This is a genomic window from Pseudomonas syringae (assembly GCF_001698815.1).
Classification (GTDB): domain Bacteria; phylum Pseudomonadota; class Gammaproteobacteria; order Pseudomonadales; family Pseudomonadaceae; genus Aquipseudomonas; species Aquipseudomonas syringae_A.
Genome location: NZ_LGSI01000007.1, coordinates 26,337 through 50,508 on the forward strand (window position 1 = coordinate 26,337; position 24,172 = coordinate 50,508).

Sequence of the window (24,172 nt, forward strand, 5' to 3'; positions counted from 1 at the left end):
GGGAGGGCAATTGATGCCTTCGCGACTAAAGTCGCTCCTACGGTCGCTCCTACGGCCGATTCGCGGGCAAGCCTCGCTCCAACGGGGTTATGATGCGCGCCTTGCGATACCTGAAGAGACGCTGAACCGCTGATGACATCCCTGGCCGACAACGACCTCCCTTACGAACTCTCCCGAGCTGGCGTGCGACCCGCTGATCGTCTGGGGTTTACCCTGATGATTGCGGCGTTGATCCACCTCGCGGTGATCCTTGGCGTGGGCTTCACCTACGTCAAACCCGAGCAGATCAGCCAGACGCTGGAAATCACCCTCGCGACCTTCAAAAGCGAAACCAAGCCGAAACAGGCGGATTTTCTCGCTCAGGACGACCAGCAGGGCAGCGGCACTCTGGACAAGGCCGAAATCCCCAAGACCACGGAAATCGCGCCGTTTCAGGACACCAAGATCAACAAAGTGACGCCGCCACCGGCCAGCAAGCCTGTGGTCAAGCAGGAAGCCCAGAAAACCGTGGTTGCCACCAAGGCGCCAACGCCGCAGAAGACCGTCGCCAAGCGCGAAGAGGTCAAGCCTGACCCTGCACCCAAGAAAGCCCCGACATTCGACAGCGCCGAGCTGAGCAGCGAAATCGCCAGCCTCGAAGCCGAACTGTCCAACGAACAACAGCTGTACGCCAAACGGCCGAAGATTCACCGCCTGAGTGCCGCCTCGACCATGCGCGACAAGGGCGCCTGGTACAAAGACGACTGGCGCAAGAAAGTCGAGCGGGTCGGCAACCTGAATTACCCCGAAGAAGCTCGACGCCAGCAGATTTATGGCAATTTGCGCCTGATGGTCTCGATCAATCGTGATGGTTCACTGTACGAAGTGCTGGTGCTGGAGTCTTCCGGGCAGCCTTTGCTGGATCAGGCCGCACAACGCATCGTGCGGCTCGCGGCGCCATTTGCGCCGTTCACCGGCGATCTTGCCGACATCGATCGACTTGAGATCATCCGCACCTGGAAATTCGCCAGGGGTGACAAGCTTTCCAGTAACTGACCTGTATTTATCCACGCGCGGCACTGGGGCAAACGCCAGTTGTCATGCCTGCCGCGCAGCGCCACACTAGGGCTCATGAAAAACGTATCCGCCGGTTATCTCAAGCATCAATTCCTGATCGCCATGCCCCATATGGTGGACCCGAACTTTGCGCAGACGCTGACCTACATCGTCGAGCACAACGCCAATGGCGCCATGGGTCTGGTGATCAATCGTCCGCAAAGCCTCACGCTTGCAGACATTCTTGAACAATTGCGTCCCGACGTTCCCGCACCCAAGCGCTGCGCGGACATCGCCATTCATACCGGCGGTCCGGTGCAGACTGACCGGGGCTTCGTCCTGCATCCCAGCGGGCCGATCTTCCAGGCCACCGTCGAGCTGGGCGGCCTTTCGCTGTCCACCTCGCAAGACGTGCTGTTTTCCATCGCCGACGGCTACGGCCCTGATCAAAATGTGATCACCCTTGGCTACGCCGGCTGGGAAGCCGGGCAACTGGAAGCCGAAGTCGCCGACAATGCCTGGCTGACCTGCCCTTTCGACCCGGCCATCCTGTTTGAAATGGAAAGCGAGCAGCGCCTCAATGCCGCTGCCAAACGCCTGGGCGTCAACCTCAGCCTGCTGACCAGCCAGGCGGGCCACGCCTGATGGCCGCATTGCGTCTTCTACTGGGTTTTGATTACGGCACCAAACAGATCGGCGTTGCCGTGGGCCAGGTGATTACCGGCCAGGCCCGCGAACTCTGCACCCTCAAGGCACAGCAAGGCGTGCCGGACTGGAGCCAGATCGAAGCGTTGATCAAGGAATGGAAGCCGGACGCAATCGTCGTCGGCTTGCCGCTGAACATGGACGGCACGCCCAGCGAGATGAGCGCCAAGGCGGAAAAATTCTCCCGCCGCCTCAACGGCCGCTTCAACCTGCCCGTGTATACCCACGACGAACGCCTGACCACCTTTGAAGCCAAGGGCGAGCGCATGAGTCGCGGCGGACAACGCGGCAGCTACAAGGACAATCCGGTGGATGCCATCGCCGCTGCGCTGCTGCTGCAAGGCTGGCTCGATGCCAATTCCGAACTGTTCAATGTCTGACATGTTCAGGCTGTACAACGTCTTCATGTGCGGCACCGCGACACCCGAAATTCCCGTTTCAGCCTGAGCAGCGCCGCGCGCATGAAACTCGGGCCCTTCAAGGAGCACTTTCATGAACCTGCCCAACCCTGCCGAACTGATCAGCCATATGGCCGCTGATCTGAACGCTCATCTGCTCAAGCGCGGCATTGCCGAGCCGCGCTTCATCGGTATCCGCACTGGCGGCGTCTGGGTGGCGCAAGCGCTGCTCAAGGCGCTGGGCAGCGAAGCGGCGCTGGGCACGCTGGACGTGTCGTTCTACCGCGACGACTTCAGCCAGAACGGCCTGCACCCGCAAGTGCGCCCTTCAGAGCTGCCATTTGAGATCGAAGGCCAGCATCTGGTGCTGATCGACGACGTGTTGATGAGTGGCCGCACCATTCGCGCCGCACTCAACGAGCTGTTCGATTACGGTCGCCCGGCCAGCGTGACGCTGGTCTGCCTGCTGGATCTGGATGCTGGCGAGTTGCCGATTCGTCCGAATGTAGTCGGCGCAACCCTGTCGCTGGCCGATCACGAACGCGTGAAGCTGACCGGCCCCGAGCCGCTGGGCCTCGAAATGCAAAACCTTTCCACCGCCTCCGCTGCCCTTTAGCCGCCCTTTTTTAAGAGTCCTTTGCGATGACGCCTCTCCACGCCAAGCGCCCGCTGCAGCTCAACCATCAGGGTCAGCTGCGCCACTTCCTCTCCCTCGACGGCTTGCCTCGCGAGTTGCTCACCGAAATCCTCGACACGGCGGACTCCTTTCTGGAAGTCGGTGCGCGAGCGGTGAAAAAAGTCCCGTTATTGCGCGGCAAGACCGTGTGCAACGTGTTCTTCGAGAACTCCACGCGCACCCGCACCACCTTTGAACTGGCCGCCCAGCGCTTGTCTGCCGACGTTATCACCCTGAACGTCTCAACCTCGTCCACCAGCAAGGGCGAGACGCTGTTCGACACGTTGCGTAACCTGGAAGCGATGGCGGCTGACATGTTTGTCGTGCGCCACGGCGACTCCGGCGCTGCGCATTTCATTGCCGAGCATGTGTCGCCGGAAGTGGCGATCATCAACGGTGGCGACGGCCGTCACGCGCACCCGACTCAGGGCATGCTCGACATGCTGACCATTCGCCGCCACAAAGGCGGCTTCGAGAACCTCTCGGTGGCCATCGTCGGTGACATCCTGCACTCGCGCGTGGCGCGCTCGAACATGATCGCCCTCAAGGCGCTGGGTTGCCCGGACATCCGCGTCATCGGCCCGAAAACCCTGCTGCCGATTGGCATCGAGCAATATGGCGTCAAGGTTTACACCGACCTGGATGAAGGCCTGAAGGATGTCGACGTGGTGATCATGCTGCGCCTGCAACGTGAACGCATGCAGGGCGGTTTGCTGCCCAGCGAAGGCGAGTTCTATCGCCTGTTCGGCCTGACCACTGCACGGTTGGCCGGCGCCAAACCCGACGCCATCGTCATGCACCCAGGCCCGATCAATCGCGGCGTGGAAATCGAATCAGCCGTCGCCGACGGTGCGCATTCGGTCATTCTCAACCAGGTTACCTACGGCATTGCCGTGCGCATGGCCGTATTGTCCATGGCCATGAGCGGCCAGACCGCGCAACGCCAATTCGAGCAGGAGAACGCCCAGTGAAGCTCAGTATTCTCGGCGCTCGCGTCATCGACCCAACCAGCGGCCTGGATCAAGTCACCGACCTGCACATCGAAGCGTGCAAGGTGCTCGCCATTGGCGCGGCTCCGGCCGGTTTTGAACCGGTACACACCATCGACGCCACCGGCTTGATCGCCGCGCCAGGCCTGGTCGACCTTAACGTTGCCCTGCGCGAGCCGGGTTACAGCCGCAAGGGCACGATTGCCAGCGAAACCCGCGCCGCAGCAGCGGGCGGCGTGACCAGCCTGTGCTGTCCGCCACGCACCAAACCGATTCTGGACACTTCAGCGGTAGCCGAGCTGATCCTCGACCGCGCACGCGAAGCCGGGCACGCCAAGGTGTTCCCGATCGGCGCCCTGAGCAAAGGCCTGGAAGGCGAGCAACTGGCGGAACTGGTCGCCTTGCGCGACGTGGGCTGCGTGGCGTTCGGCAACGGTCTGGAGAGCTTCCGCAACACGCGCACGCTGTGCCGTGCGCTGGAATATGCAGCAACGTTCGACCTGACAGTCATTTTCAACTCCCAGGACCGCGACCTGGCCGAAGGCGGCCTGGCCCACGAAGGCCCGACGGCCAGCTTCCTCGGTCTGGCCGGGATTCCGGAAACCGCTGAAACCGTGGCCCTGGCTCGCGACTTGTTGCTGGTCGAGCAAAGCGGCGTACGCGCGCATTTCAGCCAGCTGACCAGTGCCCGTGGTGCGGCGTTGATCGCCCAGGCACAGGCACGCGGCCTGAAAGTCACGGCGGATGTGGCGTTGTATCAACTGATCCTGACCGACGAAGCCTTGATCGATTTCTCCAGCCTGTATCACGTGCAACCGCCGCTGCGCAGCCGCGCGGATCGCGATGGCCTGCGCGAGGCGGTTAAATCCGGGGTGATCCAGGCGATCTCCAGCCATCACCAGCCCCACGAACGCGATGCCAAGCTGGCGCCATTCGCGGCAACTGAACCGGGGATCAGTAGCGTGGAATTGCTGCTGCCATTGGCGCTGACGCTGGTGGAAGACGGCTTGCTGGATTTGCCAACGCTGATAGCCCGCCTGAGCACCGGCCCGGCGGCGGCATTGCGCCTGCCTGCTGGGCAACTGAGTGCGGGATCGGCAGCGGATATCGTGCTGTTCGATCCAGCGGCATCAACAGTCGCGGGCGAGAAGTGGTTGTCCAAAGGCGAAAACTGCCCGTTCCTCGGCCATTGCCTGCCGGGCGCGGTGCGGTACACCCTGGTGGATGGGCGGATTAGTTATACCGGTTGATGCGACAACGTGTAGGACCGGCTTTAGCCGGGAGCGCGCTCTCCCGGCTAAAGCCGGTCCTACACGTAATTGCAGTACCCTTAACGAGGGTCGATCTCCTACGAGTTACGGATTACTGTTTAGTCATTTAAATAACGCAACAAGGTTCCCTTGCGAAAACTGTTGGCATTGACGCCTACGAGTATCCTGCCATCTTCCTGTTGGCGCATTTCGAGCGGAATATCATTGAAACCACCCACCGGCGTTTCAACTCGTCCAATTCCAGAGTCACCAAAATTTATATCCGGCGCACCATCACTGTTAAATCGCGCCACGTAGATATAAGTGTCATAGATAGAAACCACACATTTTGAACGTCCCGCCACCAACAACTTCCCATCACGTTGAAATTCCGCCGAAACCCACTCTACCGAATAACGCTCATTGATCGGCGTCAACAACAGTGTTCCATTATTAAAGCCAACATCGGATAAACCTTCAGCGGTAATACCGATGATAAATCCCTGATCAATCAAACCTTGATCCGCAATAACCGCCGACGCGACACCAACGCCCACCAGCGAGCCATCTGGACTCATCGCGATGGCGTTGATGTGCAGGTGGTAATCATCCAGGGAAAACTCGAAAAAACCCGTACCCAGCGGGCCGAAGGTTTCGTCCAGCTGTCCCGCCTCATCCAGGCGAACAAACATGCCGCTGGCTGAGCTGCAGCCTTCATGGGTCACCTGTCCGGCGAGCACCACTTTGCCATCAGGCTGGACCACGAAACCGCTGACCCGCAACGATGCACCTGGCGGGGCAAAATCCTTGATGCCATTACCATTGAACGACCCGTCCAGCTCGCCCTGAGCGGTCAACCGGTAGACAATTGCGCTTTCCATCGGGCCCTGTGCAGTCACTCGCACGCCGGTTGCGCTGGCAAAAATCCGCCCATCCGGCAACTGCTGCAGATCGCCGACAAAGGACGCGAGGAAACCCGGTTTGCCAGGCGGCAAGTCCTTCCTCATCAACCCTTGCTCACCGAATTCGACATCCGCCGCACCGGTCGCGAGGAACCGCGCCACCAGCAGAACCGGATCAGGCAACTCCGGATTGCCGGCATAACCCAACGCTTGCATGAGGATCTTGCCGTCATCTTGCACTACGAGTCTGGTCGGGATGATCATCTTGAAGTTGATCGGGAATGTGCCCCTGATAACTCCGTCGCTGCCAAATGCGGTATCTCTTTGGCCATCGCCTTGCAGCCGGACGATAAAATATTCCACCGGGTGGCTGACTGTTTCGGCGAAATAGCCGCACGCATATAGATGACCATCAGGCGTCGGGGCAACTGAAGAAAAGAACAGATCCCGACCTACCGGCCAACCCAGCGCTCGCAAAATATCTACCCAGCCAGGAATCTCCGGCTGTTGGGTAAATTCCGGGTCCAGTTGTCCCGCATAACGCGGATACGTATTAATGTTTTCCATAACAGCGTCCTTGTTCGAAAATTTGAGATGTGATGCCCTGCTCTTTTCCAAAGAGCAATTTCATCCATGGGGAATCACAATTTTCGGTTTACGCTGATTTAAATACGGATGCAAACCCAATTGGATGTTTAATATCGCCATCCATGTTTCACATGTAGGAGGGGACTTGTCCCCGAAAGCGATTTGCCAGGCAACCAAACATCCCAGATAACGCCGCCGCCTGGGCTGCCGTCTTCGGGGACAAGTCCCCTCCTACCGGTCCCTGGTTCGCCCCCCGAACGACGGCGAATGTCAAAGACCCCGCAATCACTCACCCGCGCTGGGCGTTTTTTATCGAGATCTGGTCGTTCAGCGTCCAGAAGTCATACAGCACGCCCACCAGAAACAGCCCGCCCGTGCATAAGTAGATAAGCCCGGTTATCCACTTGCCCATGTACATGCGATGCACGCCGAACACGCCAAGGAAGGTCAGCAAGATCCAGGAGAGGCTGTAGTCCGTCGAGCCGGCAGTGAAACGCAGGTCGGCTTCGCGATCCATTGCCGGAATCAGGAACACGTCGATCAGCCAGCCGATGCCCAGCAGACCGAGAGTAAAGAACCAGATCGTACCGGTGACCGGCTTGCCATAGTAGAAGCGATGCGAGCCTGTAAAGCCGACGATCCAGAGCAAATAGCCCATTACCTTGCTGTGAGTGTCTTGAGGTTGTTGGTCATGCCGATAGGTGTTCATTGGTGCCCTCATTTGGATTGATAGAAAAAAATATTCGTAAAGTCTGTGACTTTTGTGTGTCCATCCGACGTATGGCGGGAACCTCCTGTCGATCGGGCAAACCCTTGTAACTAAAGGGATTGGAGCGCTTTTTGAGACAGTTTGTCGCATAAATCGCAACGGTGGGGCCGTAATTGAATCGACAAATGGGGTCAGAAATTCACAAAAAGCTGTTATAAAGTTGCGCGCTTACCCACAAGAGCCCTGCCGAATGCGTCCATTTTTCAAGTCATGGCTAACCATCTGCCTATTATTGCCCCTGGCCGCTCATGCCACCAATCGTGAGCAATCCTTACCTGCGAGCTTCTCTGGCTACACGGCGAAAAGTCACTCTTCGCCAACCCTCGCAACCAACCGCACCGAGCCTGCGCCGGTCATTTCTCCAAGAGAACGCAGCACCAAGGCAGCTATTCGTTCAGCCGCCCTCAAGAATTCGAAGAAGATCAGCAGTGTTGCAGTGATGGCGCCCAACGCCAAACAAAGCAACTCGGTGGTCAGCCGCGCGCTCAGCGCTGTCGGCACACCTTACCGTTGGGGCGGCACCACCGCCGGCAAAGGTCTGGATTGCAGCGGCCTGGTCAAATACGCGTTCAACGGCGTCAGTGAAGTCAATCTGCCGCGCACGTCCAACGCCATGGCCGAAGGCCACGGGCAGAAAGTCGATCGCAAGGATTTGAAGCCCGGCGACCTGCTGTTCTTCAACATCAAGAGCCGCAAGGTCAACCACGTCGCCATTTATCTGGGCAACGACCGCTTCGTCCACGCCCCGCGCCGTGGCAAGGCCGTGACTGTCGATACGCTGAAAAAGCCGTATTGGGACAGCCACTACATGGTCGCCAAGCGCGTCCTGCCTAAGCAGAAAGAACCGCTGCGTATCGTTCAGCGCTGATTGGCGTAGCGTGACCTTGTAGGACCGGATTCATCCGGGAGGGCGTCGTGTCTGACAACAGAGATGCGTCGACCTTCTCGCGAATGAATTCGCTCCTACAGATCCATCGCCACAATCGCTCGATCAGAAATTATCCGGCACCTTGGCTTTTTCCCGCGCGCTGTCGCGGGTAACCAGGCCGCGGGTGACCAGATCCTTCATGCACATATCCAGCGTCTGCATGCCCAGCGAACCTCCAGTCTGAATCGCTGAGTACATCTGCGCGACCTTGTCCTCGCGAATCAGGTTCCTGATCGCCGGCGTGCCCATCATGATTTCGTGCGCGGCAATCCGCCCGCCGCCCACCTTCTTCAGCAGGGTTTGCGACACCACGGCATGCAGCGATTCGGACAACATCGAACGAATCATGGATTTTTCCTGCGCCGGAAACACGTCGACGATCCGGTCGATGGTCTTCGCAGCGGACGTGGTGTGCAGCGTGCCGAACACCAGGTGACCGGTTTCCGCCGCCGTCAGCGCCAGGCGAATGGTTTCCAGGTCGCGCAGCTCGCCCACCAGAATCACGTCCGGGTCTTCACGCAGCGCCGAGCGCAAGGCCTCCGAGAAGCCAAGCGTATCGCGATGCACTTCGCGTTGGTTGACCAGACACTTCTTGGACTCGTGAACGAATTCGATCGGGTCTTCGATGGTCAGGATGTGGTGATGCTTGTTGCAGTTCAGGTAATCGACCATCGCTGCGAGGGTCGTCGACTTGCCGGAACCGGTCGGCCCGGTGACCAGAACCAGGCCGCGCGGCACGTCGGTAATCTTGCGAAACACTTCTCCCATCCCGAGATCTTCCATGCTCAGGATCTTCGAAGGAATGGTCCGGAACACTGCGCCCGCGCCACGATTATGGTTGAACGCGTTGACCCGAAAGCGCGCCACGCCCGGCACTTCGAAGGAAAAGTCGGTCTCCAGAAGCTCTTCGAAGTTCTGCCGTTGCTTGTCGTTCATGATGTCGTAGATCAGCTCCTGGACCTCTTTGGCGCTCAGGGCGGGCAGGTTGATCCGCCGCACATCGCCATCGACCCGGATCATCGGCGGCAGGCCAGCAGAGAGATGCAAGTCCGATGCGCCTTGCTTGGCACTGAAGGCCAGCAGCTCGGTAATATCCATACAGCTCCTCAATCACATAGAATGCCGCAGACTTTAGCCCTGCTGGCGCAAATCAATGTCCACGATAGCAGCGAACATTTCAACGCTCGGCGCACGAATTAACGCAGCCGCCCTTGCCGCCCAACGCGATCCTGCTGCCATCGGCCTGCTCGCGGTCAGCAAGACCAAGCCGGCCAGCGCCTTGCGCGAAGCCTATGCGGCGGGGTTGCGCGACTTTGGCGAAAACTATTTGCAGGAAGCCCTGAGCAAACAGCTCGAATTGGCCGACCTGCCCTTGTGTTGGCATTTCATCGGCCCCATTCAGTCGAACAAGACTCGCGCTATTGCCGAGAACTTCGCCTGGGTGCATTCAGTGGATCGTTTGAAAATCGCACAACGTCTGTCTGAGCAACGTCCTGTGGACTTGCCGCAGCTCAATATCTGCATTCAGGTCAATGTCAGTGGCGAAGCCAGCAAGTCCGGCTGCTCGCCCGCTGATTTACCGGCGCTGGCCGCCGCGATCAGCGCCTTGCCGCGCCTGAAGCTGCGCGGTTTGATGGCCATTCCTGAACCAACCGAAGACAGTGCAGAACAAAACGCTGCCTTTGCCGCGGTACGTTCGCTGCAGGAGCAGTTGAATCTGCCACTCGACACCCTTTCCATGGGCATGAGCCACGACCTGGAGGCCGCCATTGCACAAGGCGCGACCTGGGTGCGGATCGGTACTGCCCTTTTTGGCGCCCGTGATTACGGCCAGCCATAACCTTCCCCTCTCAAGGAATCCGACATGAGCAAGACTCGTATTGCCTTTATCGGCGCCGGCAACATGGCCGCCAGCCTGATCGGCGGACTGCGCGCCCAGGGCGTGGAAGCCGACTCGATTCGCGCCAGTGATCCCGGCGCCGAACAGCGCGGCAAAATCGCAGCTGAACATGGCATCGTGGTAGTCGCCGACAACGCCGAAGCCATTGAAGGCGCGGATGTGGTGCTGATCGCGGTCAAGCCGCAGATGATGAAAGCCGTCTGCGAAGCCTTGCGTCCAAGCCTCAAGCCCCATCAACTAGTGGTGTCCATCGCCGCCGGGATCACCTGCGCGAGCATGGCCCAATGGCTGGGCGAGCAACCTATCGTGCGCTGCATGCCCAACACCCCGGCGCTGTTGCGTCAGGGCGTCAGCGGTTTGTACGCCACGGCTTTGGTGAGCCAGGCACAACGTGAACAGGCCGAGCAGTTGCTGTCGGCAGTGGGCATTGCACTGTGGCTCGATGAAGAACAGCAGCTGGATGCAGTGACGGCGGTGTCGGGCAGCGGCCCGGCGTACTTCTTTCTGCTGATCGAAGCCATGACGGCGGCGGGCGTGAAACTGGGCCTGCCGCAGGAAGTCGCCTCGCAACTGACACTGCAAACTGCGCTGGGCGCCGCGCTGATGGCCACTGGCAGCGATGTTGACGCTGCCGAGCTGCGTCGTCGGGTAACCTCGCCTGCGGGCACTACAGAAGCTGCAATCAAATCATTCCAGGCCGGAGGCTTCGAAGCTCTGGTCGAAACCGCACTCACTGCCGCCGCACAGCGCTCGGCAGAGATGGCCGAACAGTTGGGCAAGTGATTTTCCAGGCCTTTGAGGAACAGAACCGATGATCGGACTGAACACCGCTGCAATCTACATCCTGCAAACCATCGGCAGCTTGTACCTGCTGATCATTTTGCTGCGCTTCGTGCTGCAACTGGTGCGGGCGGACTTCTACAACCCGCTGAGCCAGTTCGCGGTGCGCGCCACCCAACCGCTGCTCAAGCCGCTGCGCCGGATCATTCCCAGCCTGTTCGGCCTGGATATGTCGTCGCTGGTGCTGGCGATCATCGTGCAGCTGATCCTGATGGCCCTGACGCTGTTGCTGGCTTATGGCACCACCGGTGATCCGGTGCATTTGCTGATCTGGGCAATCATTGGCGTGACCGCGTTGTTCCTGAAGATTTTCTTCTTCGCCCTGATCATCAGCGTGATTCTGTCCTGGGTCGCCCCGGCCAGCCACAACCCTGGCGCGGAAATGGTCAACCAGATCTGCGAACCGATGCTGGCCCCGCTGCGCAAGATCCTGCCTAACCTGGGCGGCCTGGATATTTCGCCGATCCTGGCGTTCATGGTCCTCAAGCTGCTGGACATGTTGGTCATCAACAACCTGGCTGCCATGAGCATGATGCCGGATGTGCTGCGTTTGTTGATCTGACCTGCACAACTGCGTAGGACCGGCTTTAGCCGGGAGGGCGTCAATGCAGACGATGTACATCTATCGTCTGAGATAATGCCCTCCCGGCTGAAGCCGGTCCTACGGAGAATGCGAGTGAGCCGCCGATGCCCGAATTATTCCTTGGTTGCCCCTCCCCCCGTCGGTCTTTAGACTTACGCCTCATTTAAGCGAGAGCAGGGTCGATGTCCACGGTCTTTCCCGAAGATTCTGTCGGTCTAGTCACGCCGCAACTGGCGCATTTCAGCGAGCCTCTGGCCCTGGCCTGTGGTCGTTCCTTGCCTGCCTACGACCTGATTTACGAAACCTATGGCGAACTCAATGCCGCGCGCAGCAATGCCGTGCTGGTGTGCCACGCCTTGTCCGGTCATCACCACGCGGCGGGTTTCAATAGCGTCGACGAGCGCAAGCCCGGCTGGTGGGACAGCTGCATCGGTCCCGGCAAGCCCATCGACACCAACCGCTTCTTCGTGGTCAGCCTGAACAACCTGGGCGGCTGCAACGGCTCCACCGGCCCGAGCAGCATCGATCCGGAAACCGGCAAGCCGTTCGGCGCGAATTTCCCGGTGTTGACCGTCGAGGACTGGGTTCACAGCCAGGCGCGTCTGGCTGATCTGCTCGGCGTCGAGCAATGGGCGGCAGTGGTCGGCGGCAGCCTGGGCGGCATGCAGGCGCTGCAATGGACCATGACTTACCCCAATCGCGTGCGCCATTGTCTGGCCATTGCTTCGGCACCCAAGCTGTCGGCGCAGAACATCGCCTTCAACGAAGTGGCGCGGCAGGCAATCCTCTCCGACCCGGAATTCCATGGCGGCGACTTCCAGGAATTTGGCGTGATCCCCAAGCGCGGCCTGATGCTGGCGCGTATGGTCGGCCACATCACGTATCTGTCCGACGATTCCATGGGCGAGAAATTCGGCCGTGGTCTCAAGAGCGAGAAGCTCAACTACGACTTTCACAGCGTCGAGTTCAAGGTCGAAAGCTATCTGCGTTATCAGGGTGAGGAGTTCTCCGGGCGTTTCGATGCCAACACTTACCTGCTGATGACCAAGGCGCTGGACTACTTCGACCCGGCCGGCGCGTTCAACGACAATCTGGCGGCGACGCTGGCCAACGTTACCGCCGAGTTCTGCGTGATTTCGTTCACCACTGACTGGCGCTTTTCCCCGGCCCGCTCCCGGGAACTGGTGGACGCACTGATGGCGGCGAAGAAGAACGTCTGCTACCTGGAAATCGACGCGCCCCAGGGCCACGACGCCTTCCTGATCCCGATCCCGCGCTACTTGCAGGCTTTCTCCAGCTACATGAACCGCATTGCACTTTGAGGAAGCCATGAGAGCTGACCTGGAAATCATCCAAGAATGGATCCCTGCGGGCAGCCGGGTGCTCGACCTCGGTTGCGGCGACGGCGAACTGCTGGCCTGGCTGCGAGACAACAAGCAAGTCACCGGCTACGGCCTGGAAAACGACGCCGATAACATCGCCCGCTGCGTGGGCAAGGGCGTCAATGTCATCGAGCAGGATCTGGACAAGGGCCTGGGCAACTTCGCCAGTAACAGTTTTGACGTCGTGGTCATGACCCAGGCGCTGCAAGCGGTGAGCTACCCGGACAAGATCCTCGACGAAATGCTCCGCGTCGGCCGCCAGTGCATCATCACTTTCCCCAACTTCGGTCACTGGCGATGCCGCTGGTATCTGGCGACCAAGGGCCGCATGCCGGTGTCGGACTTCCTGCCTTACACCTGGTACAACACACCCAATATCCACTTCTGCACCTTCGAAGACTTCGAAGACCTGTGCCGGGGCCGCCACGCGCGCGTCATTGATCGGCTTGCGGTAGATCAACTGCATCGACACGGTTGGGCCAGTAAGCTATGGCCTAACCTGTTAGGTGAGATTGGCATCTATCGGGTCAGCAGTCCGGGCCTGCAAGAGCACCAGATTGCGATTTGAGTCACTTCATGACAGGAGAATGATCATGCGCCGCCTAGCTGTCTTTTTATGCACCTTGTGCCTGGCCTTGCCGCTGATGGCCGCCGACTACGCCAAGCCCGAGCGCCAGGAACAATTCGGTGAGCTGACCGTGCACTACAACGCGTTCGGGTCCAGCGTCCTGCAACCCGCCATCGCCGAAGCCACCGGCCTGATTCGCAGCAAGGATCAGGGCGTGCTGAACATCGCTGCGGCCAAGGCCGGCAAGACCATTCCCGCCAATGTCACCGGCAACGTGAAAGACCTGACCGGTCGGGAAAAAAACCTCACCTTCAAGCAGATCAATGACAAGGGCGCGGTCTACTACATCGCGCAGTTCGCTCTTGATCCGGGTCCGTCAGCAACCTACACCTTCACGGTCAACGTGAAGGCCGGTAACGACGACGCACACTCGTTCAGCTTCAACCAAGACATCTACTCAGGCGACAAATGACTTTTCCGCAGCTCGTATTGGCCAGCCACAACGCCGGCAAACTCAAAGAACTTCAGGCCATGCTCGGCGACAGCGTGCAACTTCGCTCGATTGGCGAATTCAGTCAGGTCGAGCCGGAAGAAACCGGCCTGTCGTTTGTCGAGAACGCGATCCTCAAGGCGCGTAACGCTGCGCGTATTTCCGGAATGCCCGCCCTGGCGGACGATTCGGGGCTGGCGGTGGATTATCTGGGCGGCGCGCCGGGGATTTATTCGGCGCGTTATGCCGACGGCCAGGGCGACGCGGCGAACAACGCCAAATTGCTGGACGTGCTCAATGACGTGCCCGAAGAGCAACGCGGCGCGCAGTTCGTGTGTGTGCTGGCCTTGGTCCGTCACGCTGATGATCCGCTGCCGATTCTGTGCGAAGGGCTGTGGCATGGGCGCATTCTGACTGCTGCGAGTGGCGCGCATGGTTTCGGTTACGATCCGCTGTTCTGGGTGCCGGAGCGCAATTGCTCCAGCGCCGAACTGAGTCCCGCCGAGAAAAACCAGCTAAGCCATCGCGCCCGCGCCATGGCCATTCTGCGCCAGCGCTTGAGTTTGAAATGACCCACGACTCACCCGCCCAACCGCTGTTTCTCGGTGAAACCGGTTTTTCCTCGACCGGCCCGCGAGCAGCGCTGCCGCAACTGCCGCCGTTGTCGCTGTATATCCATATTCCGTGGTGCGTGCGCAAATGCCCGTATTGCGACTTCAATTCCCACACCGCCAGCCCGGTGCTGCCGGAAGCCGAATACATCGACGCGCTGCTGGCCGACCTGGATCTGGACCTGCCCAATGTGCACGGCAGGGAATTGAGCTCGATTTTCTTCGGCGGCGGCACGCCGAGCCTGTTCAGCGCCGAGGCACTGGGCCGCTTGCTCAAGGGCGTCGAACAGCGCATTCGCTTCGCCAGCGACATCGAAATCACTCTGGAAGCCAATCCAGGCACGTTCGAGCAGGTCAAGTTCAGCGCCTATCGCGGGCTGGGGATCAATCGGCTGTCCATCGGCATCCAGAGCTTTCAGGAAGCCAAACTAAAAGCGCTGGGGCGGATTCACAACGGCGACGAAGCAATTCGCGCCGCCGACATGGCGCGTCAGGCTGGTTTCGATAACTTCAACATGGACTTGATGCACGGCCTGCCGGATCAGTCGCAAAGCGATGCCTTGGGCGATCTGCAACAGGCCATTGATCTGGGCCCGACGCATTTGTCCTGGTATCAACTGACGCTGGAGCCGAACACCGTGTTCTGGAACCAGCCGCCCGTGCTGCCCGAAGACGACATTCTTTGGGACATCCAGGAAGCCGGGCAACTGCTGCTCGCCGAAAACGGTTACGCGCAATACGAAGTCTCGGCCTACGCACAACCTGGCAGACCGGCGCGGCATAACCTCAATTACTGGAGTTTTGGCGACTTCATCGGCATTGGCGCCGGCGCTCACGGCAAGCTCAGCCATCCGGACGGGCGCATCGTGCGTACCTGGAAAACCCGACTGCCAAAGGATTACCTCAACCCGGCCAAGCCATTCAAGGCCGGAGAAAAGCTGCTCAGCGTCGAAGAATTGCCGTTCGAATTCCTGATGAATGCGCTGCGCCTGACAAATGGTGTCGACGCTGCGTTATTTCGCCAGCGCACCGGTCTAAGCCTCGATTCACTGGCCAGCGCCCGTCAGCAAGCCGAACAACGTGGCCTGCTGCTGGCTGATCCGACACGACTGGTCGCCACGCCCCAAGGCCAGCTGTTTCTCAATGACTTGCTGCAATACTTTTTAATCTAAGGACCCTGCATGGATTTCATCTTCGACCTGCTCGCCACTGCCTCCCGCTGGAGCCGCAGCAACCTTTCGGAAATCGCGCTGGCGCTGGTGGGCTGTTTGCTGGTGTTGTTTGGCGCTGACTTCAAGGGCTGGGTCGAACAACGCATCAGCAGCTTCGCAGGCGCATTGCGCATCCCGCTCATGGCATTGCTGGTCACCCTCGGTAGCGGCGCCGCGCTGATCTATGCCACGCCGTGGGTGATTCGCGGGCTAAGCCAGTTCAACAACTACAGCCTGGCGCCGGTGTTGGTGGTGGTGCTGGTGTTGATCGGGGTTGTTGCGGACAGGAAGTGAAGCAAGAGTTACCGCTCCCGTAGGACCGGCTTCAGCCGGGAGGAGGCCAGCACAGTCGCGGCATTTCATTATCCGAAATGACGCCCTCCCGGCTGAAGCCGGTCCTACAGGTCAGGCGACGGGCCTTAATTCAGCTTCTCAAACTTCAAATCCCAAACCCCATGCCCCAGACGTTCGCCACGGCGTTCGAACTTGGTGATCGGGCGTTCGGTTGGGCGCGGGACGCATTTGCCGTCTTCGGCGAGGTTGCGATAGCCCGGTGCGACGTTCATCACTTCCAGCATGAACTCGGCATAGGGTTCCCAATCGGTGGCCATGTGCAGCACACCGCCAACCTTGAGCTTGCTGCGCACCAGTTCGGCAAATTCAGGCTGCACGATGCGGCGCTTGTGGTGACGGCTCTTGTGCCATGGATCGGGGAAAAACAGCATCAGCCGATCGAGGCTGTTGTCGGCGATGCAGCGGTTGAGCACTTCGATCGCGTCGCAATCGTAGACCCGCACGTTGGTCAGGCCTTGAGTCAGCACGCCATTGAGCAGCGCGCCGACGCCCGGATTGTGCACTTCGACGCCGATGAAATCCTGGTCCGGCGCAGCCGCCGCCATCTCCAGCAGGGAATGGCCCATGCCGAAGCCGATTTCCAGGGTGCGCGGCGCAGAGCGGCCAAACACCTGATTGTAGTCGACCGGCGCATCGGTCAGCGGCAGAACGAACAACGGGCGACCTTGATCCAGGCCACGTTGCTGGCCTTCAGTCATGCGTCCGGCGCGCATCACGAAACTCTTGATGCGCCGGTGTTGGCGTTCTGCGCCCTCTTCTGCAACAGGCGACTCGGGTGGAACGTGCGAATCAGTCATCAACGAGCTCTATATCAAACGACACATTATCTATTTGACCGTAGGACCGGCTTTAGCCGGGAGAGGGCCAATACATCCGACGAAATTCCTTGATCAGAATGACGCCCTCCCGGCTAGAGCCGGTCCTACGGTAGGAGTCCTACCGGATCAAACCATCCAGCGGCGAGGAAGCGCTGGCATAGAGTTTTTTCGGCATGCGCCCGGCAAGGTAGGCCATACGGCCAGCAATGACGGCGTGTTTCATGGCGGCGCCCATCAGGATCGGGTCCTGCGCGTGAGCGATGGCCGAGTTCATCAGCACCGCTTCGCAGCCCAGTTCCATGGCGATGGTGGCATCGGATGCGGTGCCGACACCAGCATCGACCAGCACCGGCACTTTGGTTTCTTCGAGGATGATCTGCAGGTTGTACGGATTGCAGATCCCCAGGCCGCTGCCGATCAAACCCGCCAGAGGCATGATCGCGATGCAGCCGATTTCCGCCAGTTGCCGGGCAATGATCGGGTCATCGCTGGTGTAGACCATCACGTCGAAGCCTTCCTTGACCAGCACTTCGGCGGCCTTGAGGGTTTCGATCACGTTAGGGAACAGGGTTTTCTGGTCGGCCAGCACTTCGAGCTTGACCAGATTCTTGCCGTCGAGCAGCTCACGGGCCAGGCGGCAGGTGCGCACGGCCTCGATGGCGTCGAAGCAGCCGGCGGTGTTCGGCAGGATGGTGTAGCGGTCCGGCGGCAGGATATCCAGCAGGTTCGGCTCGCCCGGATTCTGGCCCAGATTGGTCCGGCGCACCGCGACCGTGACGATCTCGGCGCCCGAAGCTTCGATAGCCAGACGGGTTTGTTCCATATCGACGTACTTGCCGGTACCGACCAGCAGGCGCGACTCGAAAGTCCGACCGGCCAGGGTGAACGGCTTGTCGCTGCGAACGTTGCTCATGGGAAATCCTCTTGGAAGGTTTCTAGCAGATTGAAATCACTGCGTGCCGGGGGCTAGCCGCCGCCGATGGCGTGGACCACTTCGACCTGATCGCCGTCGCTCAAGACCGTGGACACATGCTGGCTGCGCGGCACGATATCCAGGTTCAGCTCGACTGCGACGCGACGCCCGGCAAGGTCAAGGCGGGTCAGCAGTGCCAGGACGGTTTCGCCATCCGGCAGTTCAAGGGGTTCGCCGTTCAACTGAATGTGCATGCGCGAGTGCAGCCATCATTTTAGGGGCGAGCATTCTAGCCCGATCAGCCGGTATGACCAAGGCAAAGCCACGCCATTCGTCTCGGCGCCGGTCAGAACGGCTCGTTGCCCCGGCGCCGGAACCATCCGGTCAACGATAGCCGCTCGCGGGTCGAAGGCATGACTTCGTGAGGGATTTCACCGGACAGGAAGACCACCAGACATCCGCCGGTTGGCTGCACGTCGTATTGCATTTCATCTTGCACCTCATTTTTGAGATACATGCGCAGCTGGCCGCCATGTTCGGGCAACCAGGCCTGATTCAGATAAAGAACAGCTGAAACCATGCGCCGGTCATCGTCGCGAAAACGGTCGACGTGCTTGCGATAGAAAGCGCCGGGCGGGTACAGCGCGAAATGACTTTCGTAGTCTTCGAGGCCGAGAAACAGGCCGCGATTGAGCGCCAGACGCAGGCTGTCCATCAGTTCCAGATAGCGGTCGCAGACGTCGACCTGCCCGGCTTCGAGCCACTGGATATGATCACCACGAATACCTTCGCGCACCTCCTGGAAGGGTCCGCGACCCACGCCAGCCGGAGCCAGTTCGCCCTCGGCGGCGCGCTTGCGGCACTCGCCGGCCAGCTCGCGGGTCAATGTTTCGGGCAGGAAAATATTCTGCTGCGACCAGCCGTGGGCAGCCAGGTCGTCAACGATTCGCAGCAGCAACGGGTGATCAGGGGCAATTCGCATCGCGCATAGTATCCATATGCCCGCAAATCCAACAGTACCGGCGATGAAGGGATTGCCAACTCAATTAATTTTCACGTGGCAAGGGAAGTCATAACTCGACAAATCCCCGCCAGCACCCGGAGAATAGCGACCTGCCGACAGGAGTCCCTATGCGCCGTTTGTTTGTTTTGCTGTTGATGTTCTGCACATTGCCCGCTTGGGCAGACAGCTATGACCAGTTATACAAGGTCGCCGGTTGGCCAGAACAACGCGCACATTTCAACGATGCCCTCAAAGCAGCCCAACAGCGATATCGCAATAGCCTGCCGCCAGCGGTCTATCAGGCGCTGGTCAATAACAGCAATCAGCGCTTCGGCCCGCAGGCCATGGATCAGCGCGCCGAAAAGCGCTTGCGCGAAACCCTGCGCGATCCCAACCCTGCCCTGCAGTTCTTTCAATCGCCACTGGGCATGAAAATCGTCAACGCCGAGCTGACCGCAACCCGCGCCGATCAACTGGCGAAAAACGCCCAGGGCCTGCCGCATATCGAAGCCGACGCTACCCGCCAACTGTTGATCGGCCATCTTGCGCAGGCTTTGCCCGCCAAGGAAGCAGGCGCCGAAATCAGTCTTGCGATTGCCGGTGTCGCGGCCGACAGCCTGAGCCAGATGATTCCCGGCTTGATGGGCGGCGCGCAGGGCCAGGGCCAAAGCATGCTCGATGGTCAGCGCGAACGCCTGATGACACAAATCGCCGCAGACATGAACAACACCCTGCTGTACGTCTACCGCGACCTGTCCGACCCGGAACTGGAAGAATTCTCCAACTTCGCCGAATCCCCCGAAGGCAAAGCCTATTACCAGGCCGCACTGGCCGCGATACGTGCGGGACTGGCGGTCGGGCAAAGCGCTTCGAGCCTGGCGCCGGGTCAGTAAACCTGACTGCTTGAAGCCGCCAGACCCATCTTCTGCTCTATCGAAGCAAAATACCGCGCACGCAATTCCGGCAGCTCATTGGCCAGATGATGGCGGGCTTCGCTGAGCATCAGAATCTGCGGGTGGTTGAATTTTTTGTTGAGCACGTCGAGGTTGTGACTCCAGTCAACGGTCATGTCCGCTTCGCCCTGGATGATGATCGGGCTGCGGGTGCTGCGCGGTGCTGATTCGATGCGCTTGATCCAGCGCGCCAGGGCGCCGACCCATGCGGTGGGCAGGCGCTGAGGTTGCAGCGGATCAGCCAGCAGAAATGGCAGGAACGCCGGGGCATTGGAGTTTTCGCTGAAGCGTCGGGCGATGCCTTTGACGAAGGGTTTGAGCAGGTAATAGCTGAGTTTCGACCAGCCCCAGGCGCGCGGGCGAACCAGCGGTGCGAGGAGGATCACCTGGCCTTGGGCCGGGCTTTTCTCGCCCTGATTGAGCAAGTGATCGATCACAATCGCCCCGCCAGTACTTTGCCCGAACAAATGCCAGGGCTGGGGCAACTGCAAGCTGGAGGCTTCTGCGAACAAGCGTTGCAACACCAACTGATACTCCGCGAAATCCTTGATGCTGGCGCGCGGGCCGCCGGACAAACCATGGCCCGGCAGATCGCAGGCGATTACTGCGAAGTTCATGCTCAGCGCCCACTCGATCACATGCGAGAACAGGCCCATGTGGTCATAAAAACCGTGCAGCAGGAACAGCGTCGCCACCGGCTGCTCGGGAAGCCAGACCTGACCGACGATTTCATAACCTGCCACGTCCATCCGCCCCAACCAACTGCGCGTCGGGCCTTTCGGGCCGAGTTCGGCAAGGCTGTAAAAGCGCTGGTAGGCGAGGCCCTCGACTGACAGCGGCTGCATCGCGCTCAACGGTTGCAGGCTGGCACGCAGGGAATTGGGGTCGAACGCGGCGGTCATGAAAATCCCAGAACAAAAAGCATGGCGAAATGCGCTGCACCGATATTCATCTGTATCCCTTGGCGTGGCAAGCTACGCCACCTCAAACAGAAGCGTCTGACATGAAACTTATCCGCCGCAACACGTTGTTCAGCTGGTTGCTCGCGCTGGTTTGCGTAGCCGGGCTGTGGGCGGCGTACGACTGGTTTCAGGGACGTTACTTGCGCCCCTTCAGCGATCAGACCGCGCTGTTCGCCGGCGACGCGCTACGCCTGCCCGCCGAGCTAGCCGGGACGGGGCGAATCAGGCTGGTGCACTTCTGGGACCCGGCATGCCCGTGCAATGTCGGCAATCAGCAACATCTTGGGGAATTGATCGAGCGCTTCGGCGGCGACCACGGCGTGGATTTCTATTCAGTGCAAAGACCCGGCAGCCACGGCCAATTGCCGGAAAACCTGAGCGCGATCAAGCCATTGAGCACTTTGCCCGGTGCCGAGCAAATCACCGCCAGCCCGGCGGTTGCCATCTGGGATCGGGACGGCAAGCTCGCCTATTTCGGGCCGTACAGCGAAGGGCTGACCTGCAATTCCAGCAACAGTTTTATCGAGCCGATCCTGCAAGCCCTGAGCGCCGGTCGCCCGGTGGATGCCACACACACCATGGCGGTGGGGTGTTATTGCCCGTGGTTGCCATGAAAAAACCTGTGGGAGCGAGCTTGCTCGCGAAGAGGTCAGTACATTAGGCACATTTCTGTTGTCTGACATACGGTCTTCGCAAGCAAGCTTGCTCCCACCGAGCTCGCACCCGCCCAATTATTCATAGAGAAGCTGGATGAAACGCAGTCTGACTATTCTTGTTTTCATCATTGCCATCGTTGCAGGCGGCGGTGCCTGGTTCATCCACCTCAAACAGCCAGTGCGCGACGGCGAAATCGCGCTCGCCCATCTGCAAGCACCGGTCAGCGTGCGATATGACGAGCGCGGTGTGCCGCATATCCGCGCCGAAAACGAGGCCGACCTGTATCGCGCCCTGGGTTATGTACATGCCCAGGACCGGTTGTTCCAGATGGAAATGATGCGCCGCCTGGCCCGTGGCGAGCTGGCCGAGGTGCTTGGGCCGAAACTGGTGGACACCGACAAACTGTTCCGCAGCCTGCGCATCCGCGAGCATGCCGATGAATATGTAGCGCGCCACGACCAGAACACGCCCGCCTGGAAAGCCCTGCAAGCCTATCTGGACGGCATCAATCAATATCAGGACGGCCACGCCAAACCGCTGGAATTCGATTTACTCGGTATTCCCAAGCGACCGTTCACGGCTGAAGACACGCTGAGCGTCGGCGGTTATATGGCCTACAGCTTCGCGGCGGCGTTTCGTACCGAACCCTTGCTGACTTACGTGCGCGATCAGCTCGGCCCTGAATACCTGAAAGCCTTCGACCTCGACTGGCAGCCGCAAGGCGCACTCGGTCAGGCACCGGTACTGGCTGACAGTGACTGGAATTCCCTCAACCAATTGGCATTCCTCAGCAATCAGGCGCTGGAACAAGCCGGTCTGCCGCAATTCGAAGGCAGCAATGCCTGGGCGGTTTCCGGCAGTCGCACCCAAAGCGGCAAGCCGCTCTTGGCTGGCGATCCGCATATTCGTTTCTCCGCTCCGGCGGTGTGGTACGAAGCGCAGCTCTCCGCGCCGGGTTTTGAGCTGTACGGCCACCATCAGGCGCTCAACCCGTTCGCATCGCTGGGCAACAACATGGATTTCGGCTGGAGCCTGACCATGTTCCAGAACGACGACCTGGATTTGATCGCCGAAAAGACCAATCCCGAAAACCCCAATCAAGTCTGGTACCACGGCCAATGGATCGAGATGACCAGCAGCCAGCAGCAGATTGCGGTCAAGGGCGAACAGCCGGTGACGATCACGCTGCGCAGCTCGCCCCACGGCCCGATCGTCAATGACGTGCTGGGTGCGACGGCGGGCAAGACGCCGATTGCCATGTGGTGGTCATTCCTTGAATCGGAGAACCCGATCCTCGAAGGCTTTTATGAAGCCAATCGCGCCGACACCCTGGAAAAAATGCGTGCCGCTGCCGAGAAGATCCAGTCGCCGGGGCTGAACATCGTCTGGGCCAACGCCAAGGGCGATATCGGCTGGTGGGCGGCGGCGCAATTGCCGATTCGCCCGGAAGGCGTCAACCCCAACTACATTCTGGATGGCAGCACTGAGCAGGCCGACAAACTGGGCTTTTACCCGTTCAGCGCCAACCCGCAGGAAGAGAACCCGGCTCGCGGCTACATCGTGTCCGCCAACTTCCAGCCGACTTCACCCACGGGTATGTCGATCCCCGGCTACTACAATCTCGCCGACCGTGGTCAGCAGCTCAATCGGCAGCTGAGCGATTCGGCGGTGAAGTGGGATGTGGACAGCAGCAAGAAGCTGCAATTGGGCACGCAGACCGAGTACGCCTCGCGCATTCTCACGCCATTGATTCCGGTATTGCGCAGCATCATCAGCGATCCGGAAGAAAAGGCCTTGGTGGAACGGCTGGCCAGCTGGAAAGGCGACTATTCCCTGGATTCGGTAGGCGCAACGTTGTTCAACCAGTTCCTGTTTGATCTCACCGAAGAAATCTTTCATGACGAACTGGGCGATGGGTTGTTCGAAACCTTGCTGTCGACGCGGGTCATCGATGCCGCTTTGCCACGTGTAGCCGCTGACGCCCACTCGCCATGGTGGAACAATCGCAATTCCCCAGCGCCGGAGAGCCGCGCCAACACCGTGAAGGTCGCCTGGCACGCCAGCGTTTCACACCTGAAATCCACTTATGGCGTGAACCCGGATGAATGGCTGTGGGGCAAGGCGCATACCCTGACGCATGCACATCCGCTGGGTTCGCAACCGCTGTTGGGGCAACTGCTGAATGTCGGCCCGTTTGCTGCGCCCGGCACTCATGAGGTGCCCAATAACTTGTCAGCCCGCATCGGCCCGGCGCCATGGCCGGTGACTTATGGCCCTTCGACCCGACGCATCATCGACTTCGCCGACCCGGCGCACAGCGTGGGTATCAACCCGGTCGGGCAGAGCGGCGTGCCGTTCGACAAGCATTATTCGGATCAGGCACAGACCTACATCAACGGCGGCTATGTGCAGCAGTATTTGAGCGAAGGGGATGTGGCGGGGCATACCGAAGGGACGTTGCGGTTGGTGCCGGGAGGATAACTCAAGCCGAACTGGCCTTTGTAGGAGCCAACTTGTTGGCGAAGCCATAGACCTGTGTCATCAGGAACATTGCCTCGCGAACAAGTTCGCTCCTACCGAGCAACACTCAACCCGGTAGGAGAAGACTTGTCCCCGAAAAGGCCGGTGTGAACGCCGAGGATCTTCCTCGACAGACCCGACGTCTTCCCGGACAAGTCCGGTCCTAC

General features: G+C 59.9%; 27 protein-coding genes. 19 read left to right on the plus strand and 8 right to left on the minus strand.

All coding sequences use genetic code 11. The annotated features are described in order from the left end of the window. Positions 1 to 132: 132 nt before the first annotated feature. From AFK24_RS02375 to AFK24_RS02400, 6 genes are all read left to right on the plus strand, one after another. Entirely contained in the window at positions 133 to 1,035 is a 903-nt protein-coding gene (locus AFK24_RS02375) for an energy transducer TonB (RefSeq protein WP_065831719.1), read from the plus strand. Positions 1,036 to 1,110: 75 nt separating this feature from the next. Next, entirely contained in the window at positions 1,111 to 1,680 is a 570-nt protein-coding gene (locus AFK24_RS02380; protein ID WP_065831720.1) for a YqgE/AlgH family protein, read from the plus strand. Continuing rightward, complete coding sequence (gene ruvX, locus AFK24_RS02385; protein ID WP_065831721.1) at positions 1,680 to 2,120, plus strand: Holliday junction resolvase RuvX; 441 nt, start codon at positions 1,680 to 1,682, stop codon at positions 2,118 to 2,120. The genes AFK24_RS02380 and ruvX overlap by 1 nt, the downstream gene beginning before the upstream one ends. Before the next feature lie 112 nt (positions 2,121 to 2,232). Further along, positions 2,233 to 2,754 carry a bifunctional pyr operon transcriptional regulator/uracil phosphoribosyltransferase PyrR gene (gene pyrR, locus AFK24_RS02390; protein WP_065831722.1) on the plus strand — a complete coding sequence of 174 codons (522 nt, stop codon included), beginning with the start codon at positions 2,233 to 2,235 and terminating at the stop codon, positions 2,752 to 2,754. 26 nt (positions 2,755 to 2,780) lie between these two features. After that, the gene (locus tag AFK24_RS02395; RefSeq protein WP_065831723.1) at positions 2,781 to 3,785 is read left to right on the plus strand and encodes an aspartate carbamoyltransferase catalytic subunit; all 1,005 of its coding nucleotides are present in this window, start codon (positions 2,781 to 2,783) and stop codon (positions 3,783 to 3,785) included. Continuing rightward, positions 3,782 to 5,053: a dihydroorotase gene (locus AFK24_RS02400; RefSeq protein WP_065831724.1), complete on the plus strand. Its 1,272-nt coding sequence runs from the start codon at positions 3,782 to 3,784 to the stop codon at positions 5,051 to 5,053. The genes AFK24_RS02395 and AFK24_RS02400 overlap by 4 nt, the downstream gene beginning before the upstream one ends. Positions 5,054 to 5,172: 119 nt before the next feature. On the opposite strand, the gene AFK24_RS02405 is transcribed toward AFK24_RS02400, so the two are convergent. After that, positions 5,173 to 6,522, minus strand: a complete 1,350-nt coding sequence (locus AFK24_RS02405; RefSeq protein WP_065831725.1) for a hypothetical protein — start codon at positions 6,520 to 6,522, stop codon at positions 5,173 to 5,175. Between the two features lie 310 nt (positions 6,523 to 6,832). After that, positions 6,833 to 7,252 (minus strand): NINE protein, encoded by a 420-nt coding sequence (locus tag AFK24_RS02410; protein WP_065831726.1) that lies wholly within the window; start codon positions 7,250 to 7,252, stop codon positions 6,833 to 6,835. 250 nt (positions 7,253 to 7,502) lie between these two features. On the opposite strand from AFK24_RS02410, the gene AFK24_RS02415 reads away from it, so the two are divergent. Then, the gene (locus AFK24_RS02415) at positions 7,503 to 8,180 is read left to right on the plus strand and encodes a C40 family peptidase (protein WP_065831727.1); all 678 of its coding nucleotides are present in this window, start codon (positions 7,503 to 7,505) and stop codon (positions 8,178 to 8,180) included. A 123-nt stretch (positions 8,181 to 8,303) separates the two neighbouring features. Here AFK24_RS02415 and AFK24_RS02420 read toward each other — a convergent pair whose 3' ends face one another. After that, entirely contained in the window at positions 8,304 to 9,338 is a 1,035-nt protein-coding gene (locus AFK24_RS02420) for a type IV pilus twitching motility protein PilT (protein WP_065831728.1), read from the minus strand. A gap of 55 nt (positions 9,339 to 9,393) precedes the next feature. Between AFK24_RS02420 and AFK24_RS02425 the strand changes: the two genes are divergently transcribed. The 9 genes from AFK24_RS02425 to AFK24_RS02465 all read left to right on the plus strand — a co-directional run bounded on the left by AFK24_RS02425 (position 9,394) and on the right by AFK24_RS02465 (position 16,119). Next, positions 9,394 to 10,080, plus strand: coding sequence for a YggS family pyridoxal phosphate-dependent enzyme (locus AFK24_RS02425; protein WP_065831729.1), 687 nt, complete (start codon positions 9,394 to 9,396; stop codon positions 10,078 to 10,080). 24 nt (positions 10,081 to 10,104) lie between these two features. Then, positions 10,105 to 10,923: a pyrroline-5-carboxylate reductase gene (gene proC / locus AFK24_RS02430; RefSeq protein WP_065831730.1), complete on the plus strand. Its 819-nt coding sequence runs from the start codon at positions 10,105 to 10,107 to the stop codon at positions 10,921 to 10,923. Positions 10,924 to 10,951: 28 nt separating this feature from the next. Then, positions 10,952 to 11,542, plus strand: a complete 591-nt coding sequence (locus tag AFK24_RS02435; RefSeq protein WP_065831731.1) for a YggT family protein — start codon at positions 10,952 to 10,954, stop codon at positions 11,540 to 11,542. Between the two features lie 203 nt (positions 11,543 to 11,745). Next, positions 11,746 to 12,885 carry a homoserine O-succinyltransferase MetX gene (gene metX / locus AFK24_RS02440; protein WP_065831732.1) on the plus strand — a complete coding sequence of 380 codons (1,140 nt, stop codon included), beginning with the start codon at positions 11,746 to 11,748 and terminating at the stop codon, positions 12,883 to 12,885. A gap of 7 nt (positions 12,886 to 12,892) precedes the next feature. Further along, the gene (gene metW / locus AFK24_RS02445; protein ID WP_065831733.1) at positions 12,893 to 13,513 is read left to right on the plus strand and encodes a methionine biosynthesis protein MetW; all 621 of its coding nucleotides are present in this window, start codon (positions 12,893 to 12,895) and stop codon (positions 13,511 to 13,513) included. A 25-nt stretch (positions 13,514 to 13,538) separates the two neighbouring features. Further along, positions 13,539 to 13,985, plus strand: coding sequence for a DUF4426 domain-containing protein (locus AFK24_RS02450; protein ID WP_065831734.1), 447 nt, complete (start codon positions 13,539 to 13,541; stop codon positions 13,983 to 13,985). Next, positions 13,982 to 14,575 carry an RdgB/HAM1 family non-canonical purine NTP pyrophosphatase gene (gene rdgB / locus AFK24_RS02455; protein ID WP_065831735.1) on the plus strand — a complete coding sequence of 198 codons (594 nt, stop codon included), beginning with the start codon at positions 13,982 to 13,984 and terminating at the stop codon, positions 14,573 to 14,575. Before AFK24_RS02450 ends, rdgB begins: the two co-directional genes overlap by 4 nt. Continuing rightward, entirely contained in the window at positions 14,572 to 15,786 is a 1,215-nt protein-coding gene (gene hemW / locus AFK24_RS02460) for a radical SAM family heme chaperone HemW (protein WP_065831736.1), read from the plus strand. The genes rdgB and hemW overlap by 4 nt, the downstream gene beginning before the upstream one ends. A 9-nt stretch (positions 15,787 to 15,795) precedes the next feature. Further along, on the plus strand, positions 15,796 to 16,119 hold the full coding sequence (locus tag AFK24_RS02465) for a DUF3392 family protein (RefSeq protein ID WP_020291786.1): 324 nt from the start codon (positions 15,796 to 15,798) through the stop codon (positions 16,117 to 16,119). Positions 16,120 to 16,244: 125 nt separating this feature from the next. Here the strand turns inward: AFK24_RS02465 and trmB are convergent, their stop codons facing one another. The 4 genes from trmB to AFK24_RS02485 all read right to left on the minus strand — a co-directional run bounded on the left by trmB (position 16,245) and on the right by AFK24_RS02485 (position 18,892). Next, positions 16,245 to 16,892, minus strand: a complete 648-nt coding sequence (trmB, locus tag AFK24_RS02470; protein WP_240500324.1) for a tRNA (guanosine(46)-N7)-methyltransferase TrmB — start codon at positions 16,890 to 16,892, stop codon at positions 16,245 to 16,247. 223 nt (positions 16,893 to 17,115) lie between these two features. Continuing rightward, a complete protein-coding gene (locus AFK24_RS02475) occupies positions 17,116 to 17,910 on the minus strand; it encodes a thiazole synthase (RefSeq protein ID WP_020291784.1) in 795 nt (264 codons plus the stop codon). 53 nt (positions 17,911 to 17,963) lie between these two features. Next, a complete protein-coding gene (thiS, locus tag AFK24_RS02480; RefSeq protein WP_020291783.1) occupies positions 17,964 to 18,164 on the minus strand; it encodes a sulfur carrier protein ThiS in 201 nt (66 codons plus the stop codon). Positions 18,165 to 18,256: 92 nt separating this feature from the next. Next, complete coding sequence (locus tag AFK24_RS02485; RefSeq protein ID WP_065831738.1) at positions 18,257 to 18,892, minus strand: 2OG-Fe(II) oxygenase; 636 nt, start codon at positions 18,890 to 18,892, stop codon at positions 18,257 to 18,259. A 149-nt stretch (positions 18,893 to 19,041) separates the two neighbouring features. On the opposite strand from AFK24_RS02485, the gene AFK24_RS02490 reads away from it, so the two are divergent. Continuing rightward, a complete protein-coding gene (locus AFK24_RS02490; RefSeq protein WP_065831739.1) occupies positions 19,042 to 19,806 on the plus strand; it encodes a DUF2059 domain-containing protein in 765 nt (254 codons plus the stop codon). On the opposite strand, the gene AFK24_RS02495 is transcribed toward AFK24_RS02490, so the two are convergent. Further along, positions 19,800 to 20,768, minus strand: a complete 969-nt coding sequence (locus AFK24_RS02495; protein ID WP_065831740.1) for an alpha/beta hydrolase — start codon at positions 20,766 to 20,768, stop codon at positions 19,800 to 19,802. The genes AFK24_RS02490 and AFK24_RS02495 overlap by 7 nt on opposite strands. Before the next feature lie 101 nt (positions 20,769 to 20,869). Between AFK24_RS02495 and AFK24_RS02500 the strand changes: the two genes are divergently transcribed. Both AFK24_RS02500 and AFK24_RS02505 read left to right on the plus strand, forming a co-directional pair. Next, complete coding sequence (locus tag AFK24_RS02500) at positions 20,870 to 21,442, plus strand: DUF6436 domain-containing protein (protein ID WP_065831742.1); 573 nt, start codon at positions 20,870 to 20,872, stop codon at positions 21,440 to 21,442. A 136-nt stretch (positions 21,443 to 21,578) separates the two neighbouring features. Continuing rightward, positions 21,579 to 23,966, plus strand: coding sequence for a penicillin acylase family protein (locus AFK24_RS02505; protein ID WP_065831741.1), 2,388 nt, complete (start codon positions 21,579 to 21,581; stop codon positions 23,964 to 23,966). The last annotated feature ends 206 nt before the right edge of the window (positions 23,967 to 24,172 follow it).